Source organism: Streptomyces sp. KL116D, assembly GCF_030766975.1.
GTDB classification, from domain to species: domain Bacteria; phylum Actinomycetota; class Actinomycetes; order Streptomycetales; family Streptomycetaceae; genus Streptomyces; species Streptomyces longispororuber_A.
In genome coordinates this window covers 69,407-90,145 of sequence record NZ_JASERH010000060.1, presented here as the reverse complement: position 1 = coordinate 90,145, position 20,739 = coordinate 69,407, and the positions used below count along the sequence as shown (strand labels likewise).

18 protein-coding genes are annotated in these 20,739 nt (G+C 71.7%); 5 read left to right on the top strand and 13 right to left on the bottom strand.

Annotation, left to right across the window (positions count from 1 at the left end):
* Nucleotides 1–216: 216 nt before the first annotated feature.
* Complete coding sequence (locus RBJ77_RS24560) at nt 217–1,659, top strand: hypothetical protein (protein WP_372347018.1); 1,443 nt, start codon at nt 217–219, stop codon at nt 1,657–1,659.
* A 114-nt stretch (nt 1,660–1,773) separates the two neighbouring features.
* Here RBJ77_RS24560 and RBJ77_RS24555 read toward each other — a convergent pair whose 3' ends face one another.
* The 4 genes from RBJ77_RS24555 to RBJ77_RS24540 all read right to left on the bottom strand — a co-directional run bounded on the left by RBJ77_RS24555 (nt 1,774) and on the right by RBJ77_RS24540 (nt 4,636).
* On the bottom strand, nt 1,774–2,223 hold the full coding sequence (locus RBJ77_RS24555) for a hypothetical protein (RefSeq protein WP_372347017.1): 450 nt from the start codon (nt 2,221–2,223) through the stop codon (nt 1,774–1,776).
* 29 nt (nt 2,224–2,252) lie between these two features.
* Entirely contained in the window at nt 2,253–3,410 is a 1,158-nt protein-coding gene (locus RBJ77_RS24550) for a hypothetical protein (protein WP_372347016.1), read from the bottom strand.
* Between the two features lie 36 nt (nt 3,411–3,446).
* Entirely contained in the window at nt 3,447–3,653 is a 207-nt protein-coding gene (locus RBJ77_RS24545) for a hypothetical protein (RefSeq protein ID WP_372347015.1), read from the bottom strand.
* 218 nt (nt 3,654–3,871) lie between these two features.
* A complete protein-coding gene (locus tag RBJ77_RS24540; protein WP_372347014.1) occupies nt 3,872–4,636 on the bottom strand; it encodes an SDR family NAD(P)-dependent oxidoreductase in 765 nt (254 codons plus the stop codon).
* A 120-nt stretch (nt 4,637–4,756) separates the two neighbouring features.
* Here RBJ77_RS24540 and RBJ77_RS24535 point away from each other — a divergent pair, with 120 nt between their 5' ends.
* The gene (locus RBJ77_RS24535) at nt 4,757–6,208 is read left to right on the top strand and encodes an alkaline phosphatase PhoX (protein WP_372347013.1); all 1,452 of its coding nucleotides are present in this window, start codon (nt 4,757–4,759) and stop codon (nt 6,206–6,208) included.
* A 3-nt stretch (nt 6,209–6,211) separates the two neighbouring features.
* Here the strand turns inward: RBJ77_RS24535 and RBJ77_RS24530 are convergent, their stop codons facing one another.
* On the bottom strand, nt 6,212–7,573 hold the full coding sequence (locus RBJ77_RS24530) for an amino acid permease (protein ID WP_372347103.1): 1,362 nt from the start codon (nt 7,571–7,573) through the stop codon (nt 6,212–6,214).
* 288 nt (nt 7,574–7,861) lie between these two features.
* Here RBJ77_RS24530 and RBJ77_RS24525 point away from each other — a divergent pair, with 288 nt between their 5' ends.
* Nucleotides 7,862–9,445 carry a TROVE domain-containing protein gene (locus RBJ77_RS24525; RefSeq protein ID WP_372347012.1) on the top strand — a complete coding sequence of 528 codons (1,584 nt, stop codon included), beginning with the start codon at nt 7,862–7,864 and terminating at the stop codon, nt 9,443–9,445.
* Nucleotides 9,446–9,531: 86 nt separating this feature from the next.
* Here the strand turns inward: RBJ77_RS24525 and RBJ77_RS24520 are convergent, their stop codons facing one another.
* Nucleotides 9,532–10,986: an MFS transporter gene (locus RBJ77_RS24520; protein ID WP_372347011.1), complete on the bottom strand. Its 1,455-nt coding sequence runs from the start codon at nt 10,984–10,986 to the stop codon at nt 9,532–9,534.
* A 150-nt stretch (nt 10,987–11,136) separates the two neighbouring features.
* Here RBJ77_RS24520 and RBJ77_RS24515 point away from each other — a divergent pair, with 150 nt between their 5' ends.
* Both RBJ77_RS24515 and RBJ77_RS24510 read left to right on the top strand, forming a co-directional pair.
* Nucleotides 11,137–11,730 (top strand): TetR/AcrR family transcriptional regulator, encoded by a 594-nt coding sequence (locus RBJ77_RS24515; RefSeq protein ID WP_372347010.1) that lies wholly within the window; start codon nt 11,137–11,139, stop codon nt 11,728–11,730.
* 94 nt (nt 11,731–11,824) lie between these two features.
* Nucleotides 11,825–12,928 carry a TerD family protein gene (locus tag RBJ77_RS24510; protein ID WP_372347102.1) on the top strand — a complete coding sequence of 368 codons (1,104 nt, stop codon included), beginning with the start codon at nt 11,825–11,827 and terminating at the stop codon, nt 12,926–12,928.
* A gap of 265 nt (nt 12,929–13,193) precedes the next feature.
* Here the strand turns inward: RBJ77_RS24510 and RBJ77_RS24505 are convergent, their stop codons facing one another.
* The 7 genes from RBJ77_RS24505 to RBJ77_RS24475 all read right to left on the bottom strand — a co-directional run bounded on the left by RBJ77_RS24505 (nt 13,194) and on the right by RBJ77_RS24475 (nt 20,725).
* Nucleotides 13,194–13,658 carry a DUF3574 domain-containing protein gene (locus tag RBJ77_RS24505; RefSeq protein WP_372347009.1) on the bottom strand — a complete coding sequence of 155 codons (465 nt, stop codon included), beginning with the start codon at nt 13,656–13,658 and terminating at the stop codon, nt 13,194–13,196.
* Nucleotides 13,659–13,717: 59 nt separating this feature from the next.
* Nucleotides 13,718–14,707 (bottom strand): zinc-dependent alcohol dehydrogenase family protein, encoded by a 990-nt coding sequence (locus RBJ77_RS24500; protein WP_372347008.1) that lies wholly within the window; start codon nt 14,705–14,707, stop codon nt 13,718–13,720.
* Nucleotides 14,704–15,537: a carbohydrate ABC transporter permease gene (locus RBJ77_RS24495; protein WP_372347007.1), complete on the bottom strand. Its 834-nt coding sequence runs from the start codon at nt 15,535–15,537 to the stop codon at nt 14,704–14,706. Before RBJ77_RS24495 ends, RBJ77_RS24500 begins: the two co-directional genes overlap by 4 nt.
* Nucleotides 15,534–16,490 (bottom strand): carbohydrate ABC transporter permease, encoded by a 957-nt coding sequence (locus tag RBJ77_RS24490; protein WP_372347006.1) that lies wholly within the window; start codon nt 16,488–16,490, stop codon nt 15,534–15,536. The genes RBJ77_RS24495 and RBJ77_RS24490 overlap by 4 nt, the downstream gene beginning before the upstream one ends.
* On the bottom strand, nt 16,487–17,857 hold the full coding sequence (locus RBJ77_RS24485; RefSeq protein ID WP_372347005.1) for a sugar ABC transporter substrate-binding protein: 1,371 nt from the start codon (nt 17,855–17,857) through the stop codon (nt 16,487–16,489). The genes RBJ77_RS24490 and RBJ77_RS24485 overlap by 4 nt, the downstream gene beginning before the upstream one ends.
* A 100-nt stretch (nt 17,858–17,957) precedes the next feature.
* Nucleotides 17,958–18,719 (bottom strand): DeoR/GlpR family DNA-binding transcription regulator, encoded by a 762-nt coding sequence (locus RBJ77_RS24480; protein WP_372347004.1) that lies wholly within the window; start codon nt 18,717–18,719, stop codon nt 17,958–17,960.
* 263 nt (nt 18,720–18,982) lie between these two features.
* Nucleotides 18,983–20,725: a PP2C family protein-serine/threonine phosphatase gene (locus tag RBJ77_RS24475; protein WP_372347003.1), complete on the bottom strand. Its 1,743-nt coding sequence runs from the start codon at nt 20,723–20,725 to the stop codon at nt 18,983–18,985.
* Between the last annotated feature and the right edge of the window lie 14 nt (nt 20,726–20,739).

Here is a 20,739-nt window from a genome sequence, read left to right as displayed (position 1 = left end):
AACCGGGGCGGGTGTCGCCGTCCGGCCCTCACGTTCTCTACGTTTCTACGCGCGTCAATCTCTTTCCTGGGCAGGGGAGTTGTCAAGGTTTCGCGGATGTCTGCCGGGCGTCCGAAGCCTGACGGGTACATGAACCGGGCAGCAAAGGGTCAAATCCGTCTAGGCTGAGCGGTCGCAACGTAAGCCTCATGTCTTGGCTCCGAGGAGAACCAGCCGATGTCAGACAGCTCCCCCCTGCCGCCGGTGCGGCTGCCCGCCGAAGCGGAGCTGGCGCGGGACGCCCTTGCCACCCCCCTCCTGTCGCGCGCGGTGCGGCTCGCCCGCTGGGCCGGGCCCGACACCCGGGTCGGCGCGGGCGGTGAACTCGTCGACGAACAGCTCCCCGCCGCCGCGGCCGAGCTCGGTCTCACCGACGACGAGGAGGGCGCCGCGTACGCGAGCGAGGCGTGGCGCGTCGCCGTCGACACCGGACTGGTGGAGGTGGTGGACGAGGAGGAGGGCACCGTCACCGTCGGCGACGAGCTCGGCACCCTCACCTCCGGCGGGCCCGCGGACGTGCTCGGCCTCTGGCTCGGCGCGCTCGACACGGTGCTCGCCGACGCGAGCGTGCCCGACCTCGACGACCTCGTCGACGCCATGGACCTCGAGAACGGCTCCGGCGAGATCGACTTCTCGCAGCTCGACTGGGACCCCGAGGCGGAGGCCGAGTTCCTGGAGGGCGTGCTCGGCAATCTGTACCTGCTGACCGTCAGCGAGGGCGGCGCGGGCGACGGGCCGGTGCCGCTGCCCGCGCTCGCCGCGTCGATGATCGTGCCCGACGACATGGGCGAGCCCACCGACGACGTCCTGGAGCAGGTCTCCGACGCGATGATGCGGCTCGACGACCAGTTCCGGCTGCTCGACCCGGTCGGGCTCGTGGAGTTCCAGCCGGTCGACGAGGCGCTGATGGCGGACGTCGACGACGACGAGCCGGTCACCGAACCCTTCGACGAGTCCGACGTCTCCCGGTACGGCATGGTGCGGCTCACCCCGCTCGGTCTGTACGGGGTCAGGGCGCGGATGCTGGAGGCCGGGGTCGACGCGCCGGCCGTCGGTGACCTCGCCGACAAGGGGGCCGACACCCTCCTCGACAGCACGTCCACGTTCCCGCAGGCGGCGGCGCAGGCCGAGATCGAGCAGTGGCTCGCCCGGCGCGAACCGCTCGGTGCGGCGCGGGAGTTGCTCGCCGCGGCGCGCGGCGCGGACGAGGGGGCGCCGCTGCGGCGGCTGCGCTGTCAGCAGGCCCTGTCGCTGGTCGGCGCCGAGGCGGAGCCCGCGCTGCGCGAGGTGCTGGACGACGCGGAGCTGGGCGGGCTCGCCCGGGTCTGGCTCGCCGAGCACGGTGCGGCGGACGTGCCGCCGCCGTCGGAGGACCTGGTCTTCTGGCTGACCGTCGACACGATCGCCGCGCAGCTCTCGCTGGAGGGCAACTCGGACGAGCTGCAGGCGCTGGTGGAAGGGCTGGCCGCACAGCACAGCGGGTTCTTCACCGCGGCATGGCGCGTCGACCACCCGGCGACGGCGGACGTGCTGGAGGCGATGGGGCGGCTCCACCCCGACAAGAAGGTGGCGAAGGAGGCCCGCAAGGCCGCGTTCAAGGCCCGGTCGGCGGCGCAGTAGCGTCCGCCACCGGCTGCTCGTCGGCGTCCGCGGGTGATCCGTGGCTTCTCGCGCAGTTCCCCGCGCCCCTGAGGCAGGCGGCTTCGCCGCCGCCTCAGGGGCGCGGTGGACCGGTCAGCAGAGGTACCGCGTCGTGTGCTTGAACGACGACGTCGCTCCGTCGAAGCCGTAGGTGCCGCGGTACGCCGGCGGGTTCTGGTACTCGCCGACCACGGTGATCGTGTTGGCGCAGGACCCCTGGCCCGAGCGCTTCGCGTCGAGGCGGATCGTGTCGCCGATGAAGCCGCCGGTGATGTCCCACGGGGCTCCGCAGATACCGGACGTGATCTGACCGCCGATCACCACGTACGGGTGCGTGTTCGGGTTGATCTTCGCGGTGATGGCGAAGGTGACCGTGCCGTTGTTGAGCTCCAGCTTGCAGTCGACCGACACCGCCTCGGCGGACACCTCCTGCTGCATGGCGGCGAACGCCTCGTCGCGCGTCTTGACCTCCGCGCCCTGCGGGTTGTGGAAGCGGTGCTCGGCGCGGGCCTGGGACTTCTGCTTGCGTGCCTGAGTGGTCATGGACCGACCTCCCTTCGGAACTTCGAGCGTCAGGCGAGCAGTTCGGAGATCTCGACGCGCAGCAGCGCGCGTACGTTCTCGATGTGGTTGGCGACCGTCACCTGCGAGGACCCGGCGAACAGCAGGCCCGCCGCGACGTCGTCGAGGGAGGTCACCAGGGACCCGGAGTCGCCGCCCGCCGACATGTTCGTGGTGAGGATCTGGTCCTTGAACCGGGCCGTGCCCGCGGTGCCGTAGTTCACGTCGATCGTCGCGTCGACCGCGATGATCCGGCCGAAGGAGATGTTCGTCGTGCGGCCCGACTTCTTCACGAGGTCGCCGACCGCGACGTTCGCCTTGCGCCGCCAGGCACGCGGCGCGCCGCTGAAGTACTGCTCCCGGGTGGCGTCCTGGAAGGAGACCTCGCCGAGTGCGCAGTCGACCACGTTGTTCTGCTGGTCGAGCGGTGTCTGCGGGGCGAACTGGATGGTGATGAACCGGGACAGCGTGGCGATCCGGTCCGCCGGGTCCGTGCCGCCGTCGAACCGGCCGGGCTGCACGATCGGGCTGCCCAGCTGGGCCCGGTTGGAGTCGGCGAGGACGTGGTTGTTGGACAGCACGTAGAACTTCGACGGGACACCGAGACCAGGGCCCGGCGGGTCGACGGCGGCGCCCGGCAGGAAGTCGTAGACGACGCTGCCGAGGGTGCCCGCGGTGACCGCGACGTTGCCGATCGAGAAGCCCGAGGGACAGGGCCGCATGCGGTGGTTGAGGATCTGCGGCTCGAACGTGCCGAGCCCGCCGAGCTCCTCCAGCAGCGGCTGGTTGAAGCCGGACAGCTGCTGCGCGACGCCGCCGTCGGGACCGTAGGAGACGCTCTCCTCGGCGCGGGCCCTGGAGGGCCGGGTCTGCCGCCGCTGGGCCGAGACGTGGCCGACGGCCACGATGTCGGTGGGGGTGCCGTCGTCCATCTGCCGCGGGATCACGTCCCGTTCCGGCAGCAGGGACTCGGGCACCTTCTGGGTCACGAAGACGAGCACGGCCTGCTCGCCGGTGGGCCGTCCGTCGACCCACTTCACGCCGTGGCCGAAGCCGACCACGTTGGCCAGCGGCTGTTCGCGCCGCAGGAAGTCACTGGTCGCCTGCTGGCGGGAGCTGTCGCTCAGCTGACCGCCGGCGGGTCCTCGCATCAGTTCGGGCTGGTTCACACCAGACCACCTCTTCCCCTGACTGCAGGGGTTCCGTCACAGCTCGCCGGACGGTCCTTCGTGGGCCTGGACCTCGCCGATCGCGAGGACGCGCACCGGTACGCCGTCGAGCTCCTCGGGAACCACGTCTTCCGCGCGAAGCCGGTCGAGGGGCACCTTCCGGGTGACGAAGACGACGATCACGTCCGCCCCCGAGTGCTCGTCCCTTCCCGTACCGACTCCCGTGACATTGGCCAGCTTCATCAGCCGGCTCTCATGGAGGCCGCGTGCCCGACGTGCGTCCACTCGGCTCGCCACCCCCTCAGCGGGTGATGCGGTGATGCGGTGATGCAGGTAGGGCCTGTCTATTGCCGTACGGCAGGGGGGGTCAAGGCGTTCTGCGTGAAATCTTGGGATTGCGTATGAGATACGGCTGTTGACCTTCTTTACGAAGATTCTTCCGACGTTTTCGGAAAGCGCTGTCAGGTCCGCAGGTAGGAGGCACCGTTGAGGTCGAGGACGGTTCCCGAGGCCCACTGCGCCCCGGGCGACGCCAGCCACAGCACGGCACCGGCGATCTCCTCCACCGAGGCGACCCGGCCGAACGGACTCTGCGCCCGCACCGCGTCGTCGAGCCGGTGCGCCACCCGCTCCGTCTCGATGAACCCGGGCGCCACCGACGCCACCCCGATCCCGTGCGGCGCGAGCGCGACCGCGAGGGACTGGCCCAGCGCGTGCACGGCGGCCTTCGTCGCCCCGTACGCCGGGTGGTCGGGCTCGCCCTTGAAGGCGCCGCGCGAGCCGACGTTGACGATCCGGCCGCCCGTGCCCTGGTCGATCATGCGGCGCGCGGCGAGATGGCTCAGGTTCGCCGTGCCCAGCAGATTCACGGCGACGTGCCGCTGCCACAGCTCCGACCACTCCTCGTACGAGGTGGTGGCGGGCGGATGCGGCAGGTTGACGGCCGCGTTGTTCACCAGGACGTCGATGCCGCCGAGCCCCTCCGCCGCCCGATCGGCGACCGACGCCGCACCCGCCGGATCGGCCACGTCGCCGCCCACCAGGACGTGCCCGGCCCCGGCGAGCGAGTCGAGCGTGTCGCGCGCCGCCGCCTCCCGGGACCCGTAGTGCACGGCGACCCGGTCCCCGTTCGCCGCGAACTCCCGCGCCAGGGCCCGGCCGAGCCCGCGCGACGCACCGGTCACGAGGACGCGGCGTCCGGTTTTCGGCAGGTTCACTGAAGTCATGGAAGCGGGCCCCTCGACGTCGGACGGTGTTCAACCGCCGTTTATACGCGAGCGAGACCGTGTGGCCGAAAACAGGGTCCGCCCCCCGCCCTCACCACCACTCCACCGGGAGACAGCCACATGTCGCTCACTCGCAGGGACTTCGCCAGACGCTCCGCGGCCACCGGCGCGGGCGTCGCGCTGGCCGGCTCCGTCGGCGCCCTCGCCACCGCGCCGGGCGCGCTCGCGGCCACCGACGACGGCACCGAAGAGCTCGCCGGCGCCGAGGACCGCAAGGGCGGGCACGGCATCGGGTACGGCCCGCTGAAGTCCGACCCGGCCGGCATCCTCGCGCTGCCCGCCGGCTTCTCGTACAAGATCATCACGTACAGCGGGAAGACCACGCTGGAGTCGGGCGAGCCCACCCCGTCCAACCACGACGGCACCGCCACCTTCGAGGGCCCGCGCGGCACCACCCTCCTCGTCAACAACCACGAGCTGGCCGGCGCCCGCGCCCAGTGGCCGCACCCGGTCCCGCTCACCGAGGGGCTCGTCTACGACCCGGCGGCCGCGGGCGGCTGCACCGTCGTCGAGGTGCGCCGCGGCGGCGAGGTCGCCGAGTGGGTCGGCATCGCCGGCACCGCCACCAACTGCGCGGGCGGCTCCACCCCGTGGGGCACCTGGCTCACCTGCGAGGAGACCGAGGACAAGGCCGGCAAGAACGGTTTCACCAAGGACCACGGCTACGTCTTCGAGGTCGACCCCTACGACCGCCGCGCCAACCGGGCCCCGCACCCGATCAAGGCGTTCGGCCGGTACGCCCACGAGGCCGTCGTCATCGACCCCAAGCGCGGCCACGCCTTCCTGACGGAGGACGCGTCCGGGCCCAACGGACTGCTCTACCGCTGGGTCCCGCCGCACGGCTTCAAGCACGGCCGCGGACAGCTGCGCACCCTCGCCGAGGACGCGGGCGTCCTCCAGGCGGCCAAGTGCTTCGACTCGGGCGGCCGGTTCGTCGACGACCTGTCCCGCGCCACGAAGATCGGCACCACGTACGGCGTGGACTGGGCCGACGTCCCCGACCGCGACGCCAAGACGGTCTCCGTGCGCAAGCAGTTCAAGGACGGCGAGATCACCCGCGCCCGCAAGCTGGAGGGCATGTGGTGGGGCGACGGCGGCACGTACATCGTCTCCTCGTTCGCCCGTGAGGAGAGCCCCGTCGCGCACGACGGCCAGGTCTGGTTCTACGACCCCAAGCGCCGCACCCTGACCCTGAAGGTGCTGCTCGGCGTCAACCCGGCCCCGTCGAAGGACGGCGCCTTCGACGGGCCGGACAACATCACCGTCTCCCCGTACGGCGGTCTGGTCATCGCCGAGGACGGCGAAGGCGTCCAGCACCTGTTCGGCGCGACCGAGAAGGGCCGCACGTACCCGATCGCGCGCAACGAGCTGAACATCGGCACCGAGGCGGAGCCGGAGTACAGCGAGTTCACCGGCGTCACCTTCTCGCCGGACGGACGCACCCTGTACGCCAACATCCAGACGCCGGGCATCATGCTCGCCATCACCGGCCCCTGGAAGCGCCAGCGGTAACGGCTACTGCAGCGGGTCCACCGGCGGAGCCTCGCTCTCGGAGGCGATCCGGTGGACCCGCCCGCGCACCGCGTACCAGCCGATCGTCAGGCACACCGCGATCGGGATGAGCATCAGGACGGTGTCCCGGCCCGCGCCGTCCTTGTCGAACCACATCATCACGACCACCGCCAGCAGGAAGGCGATCGTGGTCAGTTCGATCCACGGCGACGCCCACAGCCGGAACGCCGGCCGCCGCACGACGCCCTCCCGCGCCCGCCGCACGAACACCAGGTGACAGAGCATGATCATGCACCAGGTGGAGATGACGCCGAGCGAGGAGATGTTGGTGACGATCGCGAACGCGTCCTCCGGCAGCCACGCGTTCAGCGCGACCCCGAACAGGGCGGCCGTCGCCGTCAGCAGGATGCCGCCGTACGGGACGTGGCTGCCGCTCATCCGCGCGGTGAAGGACGGCGCGGAGCCCGCCATCGCCATCGAGCGCAGGATGCGGCCCGTCGTGTAGAGGCCCGAGTTGAGGGACGACATCGCGGCGGTGAGCACCACCAGGTTCATGATGCCGCCCGCCGACGGCACCCCGATCTTGGACAGCACCGTCACGAACGGGCTCTCGTCCGCGGAGTACGCCGTCCACGGCAGCAGCAGCGTCAGCATCACCACGGACCCGACGTAGAAGATGCCGACCCGCCACATGATCGAGTTCACGGCCTTCGGGACCAGCTTCTCCGGGTCCTCGGTCTCGCCCGCCGTCACACCGACCATCTCGACGGCCGCGTAAGCGAAGACCACGGTCTGCGTGATGAGGACGACCGGCAGCACGCCCAGCGGGAAGAAGCCGCCGTGGTCGCTGATCAGCGTGAAACCGGGTTCGTTGCCGTCCACGGGCTTTCCCGTGACGAGGAAGAAGATGCCGATCAGCAGGAACAGCACGAGCGCCGCGACCTTGACGATGGCGAACCAGAACTCCATCTCACCGAAGGTCTTCACGGAGATCAGGTTCACGGTGAGCACGATCGCGAGCGCGATCGCCGCGAGCACCCATTGCGGGACCGACGTGAACATCGACCAGTAGTGCACGTACAGGGCCACCGCCGTGATGTCGGCCATGCCGGCCGTCGACCAGTTCAGTACGTACATCCAGCCCGCCACGAAAGCGCCGCGCTCGCCCAGGAACTCCCGGGCGTAACTCACGAACGAGCCGGACGACGGGCGGTGCACGACGAGTTCACCGAGAGCCCGCACCACGAAGAAGGCGAACACGCCGCAGACGGCGTAGGCGAACGCGAGCGCAGGCCCCGCCTTGGCGAGGTTCCCGCCCGCGCCGAGGAAGAGGCCCGTGCCGATCGCGCCACCGATGGCGATCATGCTGATGTGGCGTGGCTTGAGGGCCTTGGCGTAGCCGAGGTCACCGGCGTCGGTGACGCCTTCGGCGGTGATCGGGTCGTCCAGATGCGCGTCTTGGTGTTTTTCCGGGTTCACTCCGGAACTCTCGCAAAATTAATCCTTGGCGTCGCAGACGCGCGCCGCCGTACAGTCATTCGCACGAAGAGTCCGCACCTCGTGGTGCGCGGACCGCGGTTGCTTCCTTTCCGGAGAACCAGCGGAAATCCGGACCGTCGCCGATTCCGGTTCAAGAATTCGGGGGGAATTCTCATGTCGCGTTTCAACCGGAAGACCGGGAAGACGGCCGTCCTTTCCTTGGTGCGCACCACCGGGCGCACCACGCGCACCCATCAGGGCGGTCTCGGATTCGAGCGCGACCCGCGCTCCGAGCTCTTTCTGCTGGCCGTCGCCAACTTCGTTTCCCAGCGCACCTTCTACGAGGACGGCGCGGACCGCGACGACCGGTTCGCATCGCTCGTGCGCCGGCTCGCCGTGACCGACCCGGAGTGGACCGCCGGCCTGCTCGGCTGGCTGCGCGGCGAGGGCGGCATGCGCACCGCGTCGCTCGTCGGCGCCGCCCAGTACGTGAAGGCACGGCTCGACGCGGGCGTCACGGCGGGACCGTCGAACCGGCAGGTCGTCGCCTCCGTGCTGCGTCGCCCGGACGAGCCGGGTGAGCTGCTCGGCTACTGGACCCAGACCTACGGCCGGGCCGTCCCCAAGCCGGTCAAGCGAGGCATCGCCGACGCGGTGCGCCGGCTGTACCACGGCACGGCGCTCCTGAAGTACGACACCGCGTCCAAGGCGTACCGGTTCGGCGACGTCCTGAACCTGGTGCACCCGGCGCCCGACCCGGCGAAGCCGTGGCAGGGCGAGCTGTTCGCGTACGCCCTCGACCGGCGGCACGCCCCGGACACGGCCGTTCCCCCGGCGTCCAGCGAAGTCCTGGTCGCGCACCGGGAGTTGACGGCGGTGCCGGTCGCCGAGCGGCGCGCCGTGCTGCTGGCTCCCGACGGGCCCCGCCGCCTCGCCGCGGCCGGCCTGACGTGGGAGGCGCTGGCCGGCTGGCTGCAGGGGCCGATGGACAGGGCGGCCTGGGAGGCCGTGATCCCGTCGATGGGCGCGATGGCGCTGACCCGGAACCTGCGGAACTTCGACGAGGCGGGGGTCTCGGACGAGGTCGCCGCGCGCGTCGCCGCGAAGATCTCCGATCCGGCCGAGGTGGCGCGCTCGCGGCAGTTCCCGTTCCGCTACCTGGCCGCCTACCGGCACGCGCCGTCGCTGCGCTGGGCGTACGCGCTGGAGACGGCGCTCGGCCATGCACTGGCCAACGTGCCGTCCCTGGGCGGCCGTTCGCTGATCCTGGTGGACCGCTCCGGCTCCATGTGGGGCCCGCTGTCCGGGCGTTCCCAGCTCAACCGGGCGGACGCGGCCGCGGTGTTCGGCACGGCGCTCGCGCTGCGGGCGGAGCGGGCCGACCTGGTGCAGTTCGGTTCCGGCAGCACCGACGTGCTGTACCGCAAGGGCGATTCCGTGCTGAAGGTCCTGGAGCGGTTCGGCGACCTCGGCGGGACGAACACGGCGGAGGCCGTGCGGCGGCACTACCGGGGCCACGACCGGGTGCTGATCGTCACCGACGAGCAGGCCGCGTACAGCCGGTACGGGGACCCGGCGGAGCTGGTGCCGGCCGAGGTGCCGGTCTATACGTGGAACCTCGCCGGGTACCGGGCCGGGCACGCGGCGTCCGGGCCGAACCGGCACGTGTTCGGGGGTCTGTCGGACCAGGCGTTCCGGATGGTGTCGCTGGTCGAGGCGGGGCGCGACGCGGTGTGGCCGTGGGCCGGGCGGGGCTGAGCGGGGGAACGGTGGGGGCCCGGGTGGGCCGGGGCGGGCGGTCGGGTGCCGCTCGCCCCGGCTCGTCGGGTGTCCCGTCCCGCGGGTCAGGTGCGTGGTGCGGCGCCGGCCGGTGCGGGTTCCGCGCGGCGCTGCGTGAGCACCGTCGCGATCACCACCAGCGCGGCCGCCGCGATCACCGTCCCCACCGCGAACGCCCGCCCCGCCCCGTGCACCAGGACCGCGTCGGCGGAGCCGTGCGCGTGGCGGGTCGCCGTGCCGTAGACCGTGACCAGGACCGCGAGGCCGAGCGTGCCGCCCAGCCACTGGAAGGTCTGGAGCAGCCCCGAGGCGGCGCCCGCCTCGCGGGGTGCGATGCCCGCGAGGATCGTCGCGTTGAGCGGCAGGAAGCTCAGGCCGACGCCGACCCCGAGCAGCAGCATCGGGCCGAGCAGTCCGGTCGCGTAGCCGTCGCCGACGCCCAGCCGGGACAGCCAGCCGCCCGCGGCGATCAGCAGCACGGAGCCGGCGACCAGGACCGGCTTCGTGCCGAACCGGGCGAGCAGTCGCGGCACGCACCGCACCGTCGCGAACACCCCCGCCGTCAGCGGCAGGAAGGCGACGCCGGCCTTCAACGGGGTGTAGCCGAGGACCTGTTGGATGTAGAGGGTGAGGAAGTAGAACGCGCCGAAGTTGCCGGCGGGCAGCAGCAGGATGCCCGCGTACGCGCCCGCCCTGTTGCGGTCGCGGAAGAGGGCGAGCGGCGCGATGGGCTGCCCGGCGCGCGACTCCACCCGGAGGAAGCCGGCGAGCAGCGCGGCCGCCGAGGTGAAGCAGGTCAGCGCCAGGGTGTCGGACCAGCCGCTGTCCGAGACGCGGACGAAGGCGTAGACGAGGAAGGACATCCCGGCGGTGCCGGTGACGGCGCCCGCCACGTCGAACGTCCCGCTGTGCCGCGGGGTCTCCCGGACCACCCGGGGCAGCGCGAGGGCGACCGCGACCCCGATCGGCACATTGATCAGGAGTGCCCAGCGCCAGGACGCGAGGTCGGTGAGCGCGCCGCCGACGACGAGCCCGACGGACGCGCCGATGCCGGCCGCCGATGAGTAGAAGGCGAGGGCGCGGTGGCGGGCGGCGCCCTCGGTGAAGTGCGTGGTGATCAGGGCGAGGGTGCTCGGCGCGATGAGCGCGGCGCCGACGCCCTGCACGGCCCGCGCGGCGAGCAGCAGACCGCTGTCGGTGGCGAGTCCGCCGGCCAGCGAGGCGGCGGCGAAGACGAGCACGCCGGCGGTCAGGGTCCGGCGCCGGCCGACGATGTCGCCCACCCGGCCGCCGAGCAGCAGCAGACCGCCGAAGGCGAGGGTGTAGGCGTTGAGGACCCAGGACAGGCCGGTGGGCGAGAAGTCGAGGGTGCGCCGGATGTCGGGGAGCGCGACGTTCACGACGGTGGCGTCGATGCCGACCATCAAGTAGGCGGTCACCACGAGGGTGAGGACGGCGCCCGGGCGCGTTACGGTGCGCGGTAAGGCCTGGGACGCGGTGGTGGGCGGTGCGGAGGACATGCTCGACTCCCGTACTGGGACGGTGGGTTGAGGGAACGCGCGGGCAGCCCGGACTGCCCGCGAGAAGAAGCGGGGACTGTCTCCGTTTAGCTCCGGCTAAGATACGGAGAGGGTCCCCGGTTGTGCAAGGCGTCCTGGCAGGAGTGGTGAATGACCCAGGTGGGAGCGGCGGGCCGGCCGGTCAGGCCGAAGCGGGCCGACGCGCGGCGCAATTACGACCGGCTGGTGCGGGAGGCCGGCGAGGCGTTCGCCGAGAAGGGCGCCGAGGCCTCGCTCGACGACATCGCCAAGCGGGCCGGCGTCGGATCCGGCACGCTCTACCGGCACTTCCCGACCCGGGAGGCCCTGATGGAGGCGGTGTACGTCGACCGGTTCGACGAACTCGCCGAGCGGGCCCGCGTGTTGGCGGCCGAACTGCCGCCCGGCGAGGCGCTCTTCAGCTGGCTGGCCGACCTCGGCGAGCAGATCGTGCGGGTGCGCGCCCTCAAGGCGCTGCTCGGCGCGGCCGTCGCCGAGGGCGGCTCACCCGTCGTCGTCCAGTGCGGCGACGTCCTCAAGACGGCCGCCGCCGAGCTGCTCGCGGCGGCCCAGGAGGCGGGCGAGGTGCGCGCCGACCTCACCCATCTGGAGCTGCTGCGGCTCAACCACGCGATGGTCACCGCGGCCGAGCTCGCGGGCGACGGACCCAAGGACATGGGCCGCTACCAGCAGCTCCTGCTCGAAGGGGTGCGGACCAAGCCGTAGCGGGCCGCATCCGGTCCGCATACGGACCGGTAAGAAAAGTCTTCGGTAAGGGAACGGTAAAGCGGACCCGCTCGTTACCCCTGGCATGACAGCTATGACCCCCGGCTCGAACATCCCGCTCACGGCGCAGCGTGTGGCGGTGGACGTCTCGGCCCCCGTGCGGCTCGACGTATCGGGCCTGCTGCTCACCGCCGACGGCAAGGTGCGCTCGGACGACGACTTCATCTTCTACAACCAGCCCTCGGGCCCCGGTGTCACCTACACGTCGGGCGGGGGCAGCAGCCCCGACTCGATCACGGTCGACACGGCCGCGGTCCCGCCCGGCATCGAGAAGATCGTCGTCACCGCGAGCCCGGACGCCGCGGGCCAGACGTTCCAGGGCATCGAGCCCACGGCCACGATCCGGAACGCGGCGGACGGCACCGTCCTCGCCACGTTCACCCCGCCCCAGCTGGGCACGGAGACGGCCCTGGTGGTCATCGAGGTGTACCTGCGCAACGGCGCGTGGAAGGCCCGCGCCGTCGGCCAGGGGTATGCGAACGGGCTGGCCGGCATCGCCACCGACTTCGGCGTCTCGGTCGAGGAGCCGGCCGCCCCGGCCGCGCCCGCCCCCGGCGCCGGGAAGATCAACCTGGACAAGGGCCGCGTCTCCCTCCAGAAGAACCAGACGGTGTCCCTGGTCAAGGGCGGCAAGCCGCTGCTGAGCCAGGTCAAGATGGGCCTCGGCTGGGAGCCCGCGTACCGCGGCAAGGACATCGACCTGGACGCGTCGGTGATCGCGTACGGGCCGCAGCGCAACCACATCGACAGCTGCTACTTCGGCAAGCTGTCGATCGTGAACGGCGCGATCAAGCACTCCGGTGACAACCTCACGGGTGAGGGCGGCGGTGACGACGAGGTGATCGTCGTCGACCTGGGCCGGCTCCCGCAGGAGGTCACGGGCCTGGTCTTCACGGTGAACTCGTTCTCGGGCCAGAAGTTCACCGAGGTCGCCAAGGCGTACTGCCGGCTGCTCGACGCGGCCACCGGCGAGGAGCTGGTCCGCTTCGACCTCACGAACGCGGAGGCGCAGACCGGCGTGATGATGGCGAAGCTCATCAAGCAGTTCAGCGGCGAGTGGGAGATGACGGCGATGGGCGACTTCGTGAAGTCGCGCACGGTGCGCGGGATGGTGAAGCCGGCGGCTCAGGCGCTGTAGCGGGCCGCCGGAAAATGCGGTGCGGGACCACCGTCGTGCTGGCTACGGTGGTCCCGTCCAGGTGCGCAGGAGCGGGCTACTTCCACTCATAATGGGGCGGTCGCGGGTTCGAATCCCGTCGTCGACTTCGGGTCGGCGTAGCTCAGTGGCCAGAGCACCAAATGTCGCCTGCACCGATCTGAACTCTGGACACGCGACGACGCGAGCCGTCCGCCCACGGGGGAATCCGGGCGGACGGCTCGCGTTCGTCCTTCCGCGGCCGGCGTCAGAAGTCGACCGTGACGCGGCGGTCCACGCGGGCCACCGACTCCTGCCCGAAGCGCGCCTCGTACTCGGCGCGGATCTCCTCGATCTTCGGGTCCGCCAGGCGGGCCTCGCGCGCCGGGTAGAACAGGATCAGCTCGTAACTGCGCTCCCGCTCGATCGTGCCGTGCGCGTCCCGGTACTGACCGCGCGCCTCCTGCACGGTGAGCCCCGCGGGGAACCGCGGCGTGACGAACGCGTCGACGAACGCCCGGAACTCCGCGTCGGTGACGTCGGGCCCGCCGTCGGGCCGGGCGGTACCGAAGAAGAGGCTCGTCTCCACGTAGGGCCGCCCGGCGAGGCTCGACACGGCGGGCGCGAGCCCGGCCGAGGAGGCCGCCGCGGGCACCGCGGCACCCGCGCCGAGCAGGGCGGTGGACAGGGCCAGGATCGTGAGACAGCGGCGGGGGCGGGACAGCGGGCGCAACGGACGTCCTTCCGTGGGGGTTCCGGTTCCGTTGCGTAACGACCGCCCCGCCCGGGTCGCTACGGCACCACGACGATCTTCCGTCCGACGCCCGACGCGAACTGGTCCAGTGCCTGCGGGTAGTCGGCCAGCGGCAGGCGGTCGCTGATGAAGACGTCGGGGTCCAGGGCGCCGGCCGCGAAGAGTTCCGCCGCGCGTTCGTAGCTGTGCAGGACCGCCATCGAACCGGTGATGGTGATCTCCTGGTTGTAGATGCGGTACGGGTCGATCGTCACGCGCGTCGCGTAGTCCGCGACGCCGAACTGGAGGAACGTGCCCGCCTTGGCGACGCGGTCGAGGCCGTCCTGGATCGCCGCCGCGTTGCCCGTCGCGTCGATGACGACGTCCCAGCCGCCGGGGCGGTCCAGTTCGTCGGGGCCCGCCGCCGACGCCGAGACGCCGAGGCGCCGGGCCGTGGCGAGGCGGTCCGGGTTGAGGTCGACCACGTCGACGCTCGCCGCGCCGGTCCGCTTGGCCAGTTCCAGCATCATCAGGCCCATCGTCCCCGAGCCGTAGATCAGGACGTGCGAGCCGAGGCGCGAGCGCAGCACGTCGTAGCCGCGGACCGCGCAGGAGAGGGGCTCGATCAGCGCCGCGTCCTGGGTGCGCACGTGGTCGGGGAGGCGGACGCAGTTCGCGGCGGGGGCCAGCGCGTACTGGGCCGCGCCGCCCGCCGTCGTCACCCCGATCGCCGCCCACCGCTCGCACAGGTTGCCCCGCCCGGCGCGGCAGTAGCGGCACTCGTGGCAGTGCAGCGACGGGTCGACCGCGACCCGGTCGCCCGCCCTCAACTCCGTGACGGCACTGCCCACTTCGGCCACCGTGCCCGCGAACTCGTGCCCCGGCACGACCGGCAGCGTCGGCGCGAACTCGCCCTGGAGGATGTGCAGATCGGTGCCGCACAGACCGCAGGCGGCCACCTCCACGACGACGTCCCGCGGTCCGGGCGTCGGGTCCGGGACCTCGCCGACGACGACCTTGCCGACGGATTCGACGATGGCTGCCTTCATTTCACAGCTCCCAACGACAGGCCCTGGACCAGCTTGTCCTGGGCGGCGAACCCTGCCGCGAGCACCGGCAGGGAGATCACGAGGGACGCGGCGCACACCTTCGCCAGGAACAGGCCCTGGCTGGTGATGAAGCCGGTCAGGAAGACGGGCGCGGTCTGGGCGACGACGCCCGTCAGGACCCGCGCGAAGAGGAGTTCGTTCCAGCTGAAGATGAAGCAGATCAAGGACGTCGCCGCGATGCCGGGGAGCGCGATCGGGGCCACGACGCGGGTCAGTACGGTCGGCAGCCGCGCGCCGTCGATCTGCGCCGCCTCGATCACCGCCACCGGTACCTCGGAGAGGAACGAGTGCATCATCCACACCGCGATCGGCAGGTTCATCGAGGTGTAGAGGATGACCAGGAGCCAGATGTTGTCGAGGAAGTCGGTGTTCTTCGCGAAGAGGTAGAGCGGGAGGAGCCCCGCCACCACCGGCAGCATCTTCGTGGAGAGGAAGAAGAACAGGACGTCCGTCCACTTCTTCACCGGCCGGATGGACAGCGCGTACGCCGCCGGGAGCGCGAGGAGCAGTACGCAGAGCGTCGAAACCACCGACGCCACCGTCGAGTTGATGAGCGCGGGCCAGGGACTCGCGCCGCCGCCCGCGCCGAAGAAGTCGCGGTAGCCGTCGAGGGTGAGGGAGGCCGCCCACGACGGCGGGTTGGTCGCCGCGTCGCTCTCCGAGTGGAAGGACGTCAGCGCCATCCAGGCGACGGGCAGGAAGAAGACGATGCCGGCCAGCCAGGCGACGAGGCCGAGCCCCTTGGTCCTGAAGAAGGTCGAGAGTGTCATCCGCGTGACGCCTCCTCACGGAACAGCGACGAGACGACGCGCAGCGCGAACGTCGCGATGATGATCGAACCGATGACGACCAGGACGCCGGCCGCCGAGGCGAGCCCGTTCTCGTGGGCCTGGTAGAAGGTCTGGTAGACGGTGTACGGGAGGTTGGCGGTGCCCAGACCGCCCGAGGTGAGCGTGAAGACGGCGTCGAAGTTCTGCACGATGTAGATCGAGCCGAGCAGGGCGCCGAGTTCGAGATAGCGGCGAAGGTGCGGAAGCGTGAGGTGGCGGAAGATCTGCCAGGGGCCCGCGCCGTCCATCCGGGCCGCCTCGATGAGTTCGGGGGAGCGCGACTGCAGGCCCGCGAGCAGGATCAGCATCATGAACGGGGTCCACTGCCAGATCAGCGAGACCTCCACCGCCAGCAGCGGGGTGCGGGAGATCCAGTCGGGCTGCGGGCCGCCGACGTAGTGCAACAGGCCGTTCAGGAGCCCGTACTCGGGGTTGTACAGGACGTGCTTCCACAGCAGCGCCGCCGCCACCGGCACGACGAGGAACGGGGCGATCAGCAGCGTGCGGACCAGGCCCCGGCCGCGGAACTTCCGGTCGAGCAGCAGGGCGAGCGCGAGCCCGACGACCAGGCTCGCCACGACCACGGCCACCGTCAGGAGGATGGTGGTGAGGACGGACTTGCGCAGGTCGGGGTCGGTGAGGACCTCCGCGTAGTTGCCGAACCAGGTGAACTGCCGGGCGTCCGGGTACAGCGCGTTCCAGTCGAAGAAGGAGATCACCAGCGTGGCCACGAACGGGAGCTGGGTGACCACGATCATGAAGACCAGGGCGGGGAGCAGCGGCGCACGGGTCGCCCAGACACGCAGCCGGCCGGGTGCGCCCGGACTCTGCGCGGTGCGGGCGCGCGGCACGGAGACGGCGGGGGGAGGGGTGGCGGTGGTCGGTGTCGTCATCGTCCCTCGTACTCCTTCGCGATCTCGGCGGCGAGTTCCTGGGACTTGCGCAGGGCCGAGTCGACGGACTGGCGTCCGGCGACGGCCGCACTGATCTCCTGCGAGACCTTGGTGCCGAGATCGGTGAACTCGGGGATGCCGACGAACTGGATGCCGGGCGCGGGCCGCTTCTGCACGCCCGGATCGCGCGGCCGGGCACCCGCGATGGCGGTGCGCGTCTGCTCCTGGAACGCGGCGGCCTCGGCGCGGTACTCGGGGATCTCGTAGGTCGAGGCGCGCTTGCCCGCCGGGACGTTCGACCAGCCGATCTTCTCGCCGACGAGGTTCTCGTACTCCTTGCCGGACGCCCAGGAGATGAACTTCCACGCCTTGTCGGGGTTGTGGGACGCCTTCTGCAGGCCCCACGCCCACGTGTAGAGCCAGCCGCTCGACTCCGTCTTCTCGACCGGCGCCGACACGTAGCCGATCTTGCCCTTGACCGGGGACTTGGCGGCCTCCAGCGAACCGGCGGCGGACGTGGCGTCGTACCACATGGCGGTCTTGCCCTGGGTGAGGTTGTTGAGGCACTCGGCGAAGCCGGACTGGGCCGCCCCCGACTCGCCGTGCTTGCGGACCAGGTCCACGTAGAAGCGGGTCGCGTCCTTGAAGCCCTTGTCGTCGAGGCGGGCCGTCCAGTCCTTGTCGAACCAGGTGCCGCCGTAGGTGTTCACGACCGTCGTCAGCGGCGCCATCAGCTCGCCCCAGCCGGGCAGGCCGCGCAGACAGATGCCCTTCATGCCCGGCTCGGCGCCGTCCGCCTTCGCCGCGAGGTCCGCGACCTGCCGCCAGGTCGGGTGCGCGGGCATCGTCAGGCCCTTCTTCGCGAAGACGTCCTTGCGGTACATCAGGAAGGACGACTCGCCGTAGAAGGGCTCCCCGTAGAGCTTGCCGTCCTCGCCGGTGAGCGACTCCCGCATCGGTTCGAGGATGTCCTGCTGGTCGAAGCCGGGGTCCTTCTTCACGTACGGGCCGAGCTCGTGCAGCCAGCCGTTGCGGGCGTAGATCGGTATCTCGTAGTTGGAGAGCGTCGCGACGTCGTACTGGCCCGCCTGGTTGGCGAAGTCCTGGCTGATCTTGTCGCGGACGTCGTTCTCCGGCAGGACGGTGAAGTTGACCTTGATGCCGGTCTCCCGCGTGAAGTAGCGGGCCGTGAGCTTCTGCAACTCGGTCATCTGCGGGTTGTTCACCATCAGGACGTTGATGGAGTCGCCGCCCCCGAGCCCGCCGGCTCCGGCCCAGCAGCCGGACAGGAGAGGGGTGAGCAGCGTCCCTGCGGCGGCCGTCGCGAGCAGGGCGCCCGGCGGCCTCCGTCGGCTCTGGGTTCGCATGGATGCTCCTGGACATTTCGTGGGACGGGGGACGAAGTGGTACGCGAGAGGGTGTGCGGAACCGCCGTACGTACCGGGGAAGTCGACGGGGTACGGCCGGTCAGACGCGGATGACCTGCGGGCCCATCAGCGAGTAGCGGTGCGCCTCGGACGCGGGCAGCTGGGTGCTCGTCACGATCGTCTCCAGGGCGCCCACCGGCGCGAACCGGCAGAAGCTGACCGCCCCGAACTTGGTGTGCACGCCCGCGAAGACGGTGCGCCGCGACGCCCGGATCGCCTGCGCCTTGACCTCGCTGACCGCCGGGTCGGGAGTGGTCAGGCCGTGGTCGCGGTTGATGCCGTTCGCGCCGATGTAGGCGAGGTCGATGACGAAGCCGGCCAGCATCTTCGTCGTCCAGTGGTCGACGGTGGCGAGCGTGCCCGCGCGCACCCGCCCGCCGAGCAGCAGCACCGTGGTGTTGTCGGCCTCGGCGAGCGCGCCCGCCGTCGCCAGCGACGCGGTGACCACGGTGAGCGGCCGGTCGCGCGGCAGGGCCTCCGCGATCAGCTGCGGCGTGAACCCCTCGTCGACGAAGACCGTCTCGGCGTCGCCGAGCAGGTCGGCGGCGGCCGTGGCGATCCGCCGCTTCTCCGGCACGTGCATCGTCGTGCGGAACGCGAGCGTCGTCTCGAACCCGGCGCTCTCCACCGGATACGCCCCGCCGTGCGTGCGCCGGATCAGACCGTGGTCCTCCAGCGCCCGCAGATCACGGCGGACCGTCTCCTTGGCGACGCCCAGGTCGGCCGCGAGCTCCGTGACGTCGACCGAACCGGTGCGGCGCGCCGCGCGTACGATCTCCCGCTGTCGTTCCTCGGCGCCCATGCCGCCCGCCTCCCCGGCTCCGCTGCCCGTTCGGGCCCGGCAGGGCCCGCACCGGAAGTTCTACCGGCGGCGGGCGGGGGTGACCAGGTCTGTCGCGGGCCCGATGGTGCCCGTTCCTGCCCGTTCCCGGTGTGCGATGCCCGGCTCGGACCTGCGCGGGAGCGGGGGACCTGGTGGGTTCGGGCGCGGTGGATGCCCGGTCAACAGGGCGCGCGGGCCCGTTTGCCGACCACGTGCGCCGGAGCGGCGGGCCCGGCGGGTGGTCAGCCCGCCGCCCGGGCGGACGGGGTGCGCGGGGTGATGCGGCGCAGGGCGAGGAGCGTGGCGTCGTCGTGGCGGTGCGGGCCGTCGAGGCGGGCGACCAGGCGCCGGGCGTAGTCCAGCAGGTCCTCGCGGCCGGTGCCGGGCGCCGCGTCGGCGAAGCAGTCCCGGGCGGCGGCCAGGAAGCGTTCGGTGTCCTCGTCCGGGTCGTGACCGCGCCGCTCGGTCAGTCCGTCCGTGTACAGCAGCACGATGTCGCCGATCTCCAGCGAGACGGCCGCCGCCGTGTAGGCGGCACCGGGCAGCACCCCCACCGGCAGCCCGGGACCGCCCGGCGGCAGGGGCAGTTGCGTCGTCCGGCCGGACCTGACCAGGACCGGGTTCGGATGCCCGGCGCACGTCCAGCGCAGCAGGGCGATCTCGGGGTGGTAGCGGGCGATGATCGCGGTCGCCGTGGACTCGATCCCGTCGGCGCAGGCCAACTCGTTCAGCCACTGCGTCAGTTGCTCGACCCGCTGTTCGGTGTACGCGAGCCCGGCCAGCGCGTACCGCAGCTTCGCCATGAGGGTGACCGCGTCCAGGCCGTGGCCGCGTGCGTCCCCCAGCGCGATCAGCAGCCGGTCGCCGGGCAGCCTGCGCGCCTTGTACCAGTCGCCGCCGACCCCGGCCTCGCGGGCGTCGGGACGGTAGACGGCGGCGGCCTCCAGACCGTAGGCGGCCAGCTCGTCCTGGAAGTGCGGCAGCACCGCCTCGCGCAGCGCGTTCGCGACGTCGGCGACGGCCTCGGCGCGTTCCTGCTGCAGGCGGGCCTCGCGCTCGGCGCGTTCGGCGGCGTCCCGGCGGCGGCGCTCCGCGGTCACGTCGACGAGGACGCCGCGCACCGCCCACACCAGGCTGCCGGGGGCGATCCGGATCGGCTCGGCCGTCATCCGGATGACCCGGTCGCCCGCGCCGCGCAGCCGCAGCTCGCAGTCCGTCGTCCGCTTGCGCAGGATGACGTCGTACAGCGCCTGGTAGAGGCCGGGCAGGCTCTCGGGCGAGGCCGCGTGGGCCAGGTCGGCCAGGCCGGGCAGCGGCGCGTTCGTGTCGAGGCCGAGGACCTGACGGAAGCTGCCGGACGGCTCGACGCCGTGATCGCCGAGGTTCCACTCCGCCCAGCAGACCCGGACCAGCTGCTGCGCGGCGGCCGCCATGCGCAGCCGGTGCCCGCGCTCCCAGACGACCAGCACGTGCTCGCCGCACGGCGTGATCTGCACCTGATCGTTGATCCGCGTCGGGCCCGACGGGGTGTCCGCGATCCACTCGATGGTCTCGGGGCCCTGGACGGTGCCCTCGTGGAAGGCGCGGGCGACCATGCCGGGGACCGGGGTGCCGCCGACCGCGGGGAAGTGCTCGTACAGCGACACCGGCGCCGTCCAGGTCGGCGGGATGGAGGGGGCGAGCCGCTCGGTCGCGTAGGCGCGGGCCGCCGCGTTCTGGGTCACGTAGAGGATGTCCTGGATCCGGCCGGCGCCGTCGACCACGGGAGCCAGCAGCAGCGCGGGATTCGGGACGGCGTCGAGGATCTGCTGCGCGGACGGCGGCACCGGGTACTGCGGTGTCGGGGCCGACCGGGTGACCGGCGGGCGGGGGCGGTGCGCCTCGGCGTACTTCCGGACGCGTCGGCGCTGGGCGTCGAGCAGCTCGTGGATCGCCTGGAGGTCCAGGCGGGAGCGGGCGGCCCGCGTCGAGGAGGGGTCCATCATGCGGATCGGGCCTC

Coding starts and splice junctions, on each gene's coding strand:
- RBJ77_RS24560 (WP_372347018.1), top strand. CDS start 217: ATGTCAGACAGCTCCCCCCTGCCGCCGGTGCGGCTGCCCGCCGAAGCG.
- RBJ77_RS24555 (WP_372347017.1), bottom strand. CDS start 2,223: ATGACCACTCAGGCACGCAAGCAGAAGTCCCAGGCCCGCGCCGAGCAC.
- RBJ77_RS24545 (WP_372347015.1), bottom strand. CDS start 3,653: ATGAAGCTGGCCAATGTCACGGGAGTCGGTACGGGAAGGGACGAGCAC.
- RBJ77_RS24540 (WP_372347014.1), bottom strand. CDS start 4,636: ATGACTTCAGTGAACCTGCCGAAAACCGGACGCCGCGTCCTCGTGACC.
- RBJ77_RS24535 (WP_372347013.1), top strand. CDS start 4,757: ATGTCGCTCACTCGCAGGGACTTCGCCAGACGCTCCGCGGCCACCGGC.
- RBJ77_RS24530 (WP_372347103.1), bottom strand. CDS start 7,573: ATGATCGCCATCGGTGGCGCGATCGGCACGGGCCTCTTCCTCGGCGCG.
- RBJ77_RS24525 (WP_372347012.1), top strand. CDS start 7,862: ATGTCGCGTTTCAACCGGAAGACCGGGAAGACGGCCGTCCTTTCCTTG.
- RBJ77_RS24520 (WP_372347011.1), bottom strand. CDS start 10,986: ATGTCCTCCGCACCGCCCACCACCGCGTCCCAGGCCTTACCGCGCACC.
- RBJ77_RS24515 (WP_372347010.1), top strand. CDS start 11,137: ATGACCCAGGTGGGAGCGGCGGGCCGGCCGGTCAGGCCGAAGCGGGCC.
- RBJ77_RS24510 (WP_372347102.1), top strand. CDS start 11,825: ATGACCCCCGGCTCGAACATCCCGCTCACGGCGCAGCGTGTGGCGGTG.
- RBJ77_RS24500 (WP_372347008.1), bottom strand. CDS start 14,707: ATGAAGGCAGCCATCGTCGAATCCGTCGGCAAGGTCGTCGTCGGCGAG.
- RBJ77_RS24495 (WP_372347007.1), bottom strand. CDS start 15,537: ATGACACTCTCGACCTTCTTCAGGACCAAGGGGCTCGGCCTCGTCGCC.
- RBJ77_RS24490 (WP_372347006.1), bottom strand. CDS start 16,490: ATGACGACACCGACCACCGCCACCCCTCCCCCCGCCGTCTCCGTGCCG.
- RBJ77_RS24485 (WP_372347005.1), bottom strand. CDS start 17,857: ATGCGAACCCAGAGCCGACGGAGGCCGCCGGGCGCCCTGCTCGCGACG.
- RBJ77_RS24480 (WP_372347004.1), bottom strand. CDS start 18,719: ATGGGCGCCGAGGAACGACAGCGGGAGATCGTACGCGCGGCGCGCCGC.
- RBJ77_RS24475 (WP_372347003.1), bottom strand. CDS start 20,725: ATGATGGACCCCTCCTCGACGCGGGCCGCCCGCTCCCGCCTGGACCTC.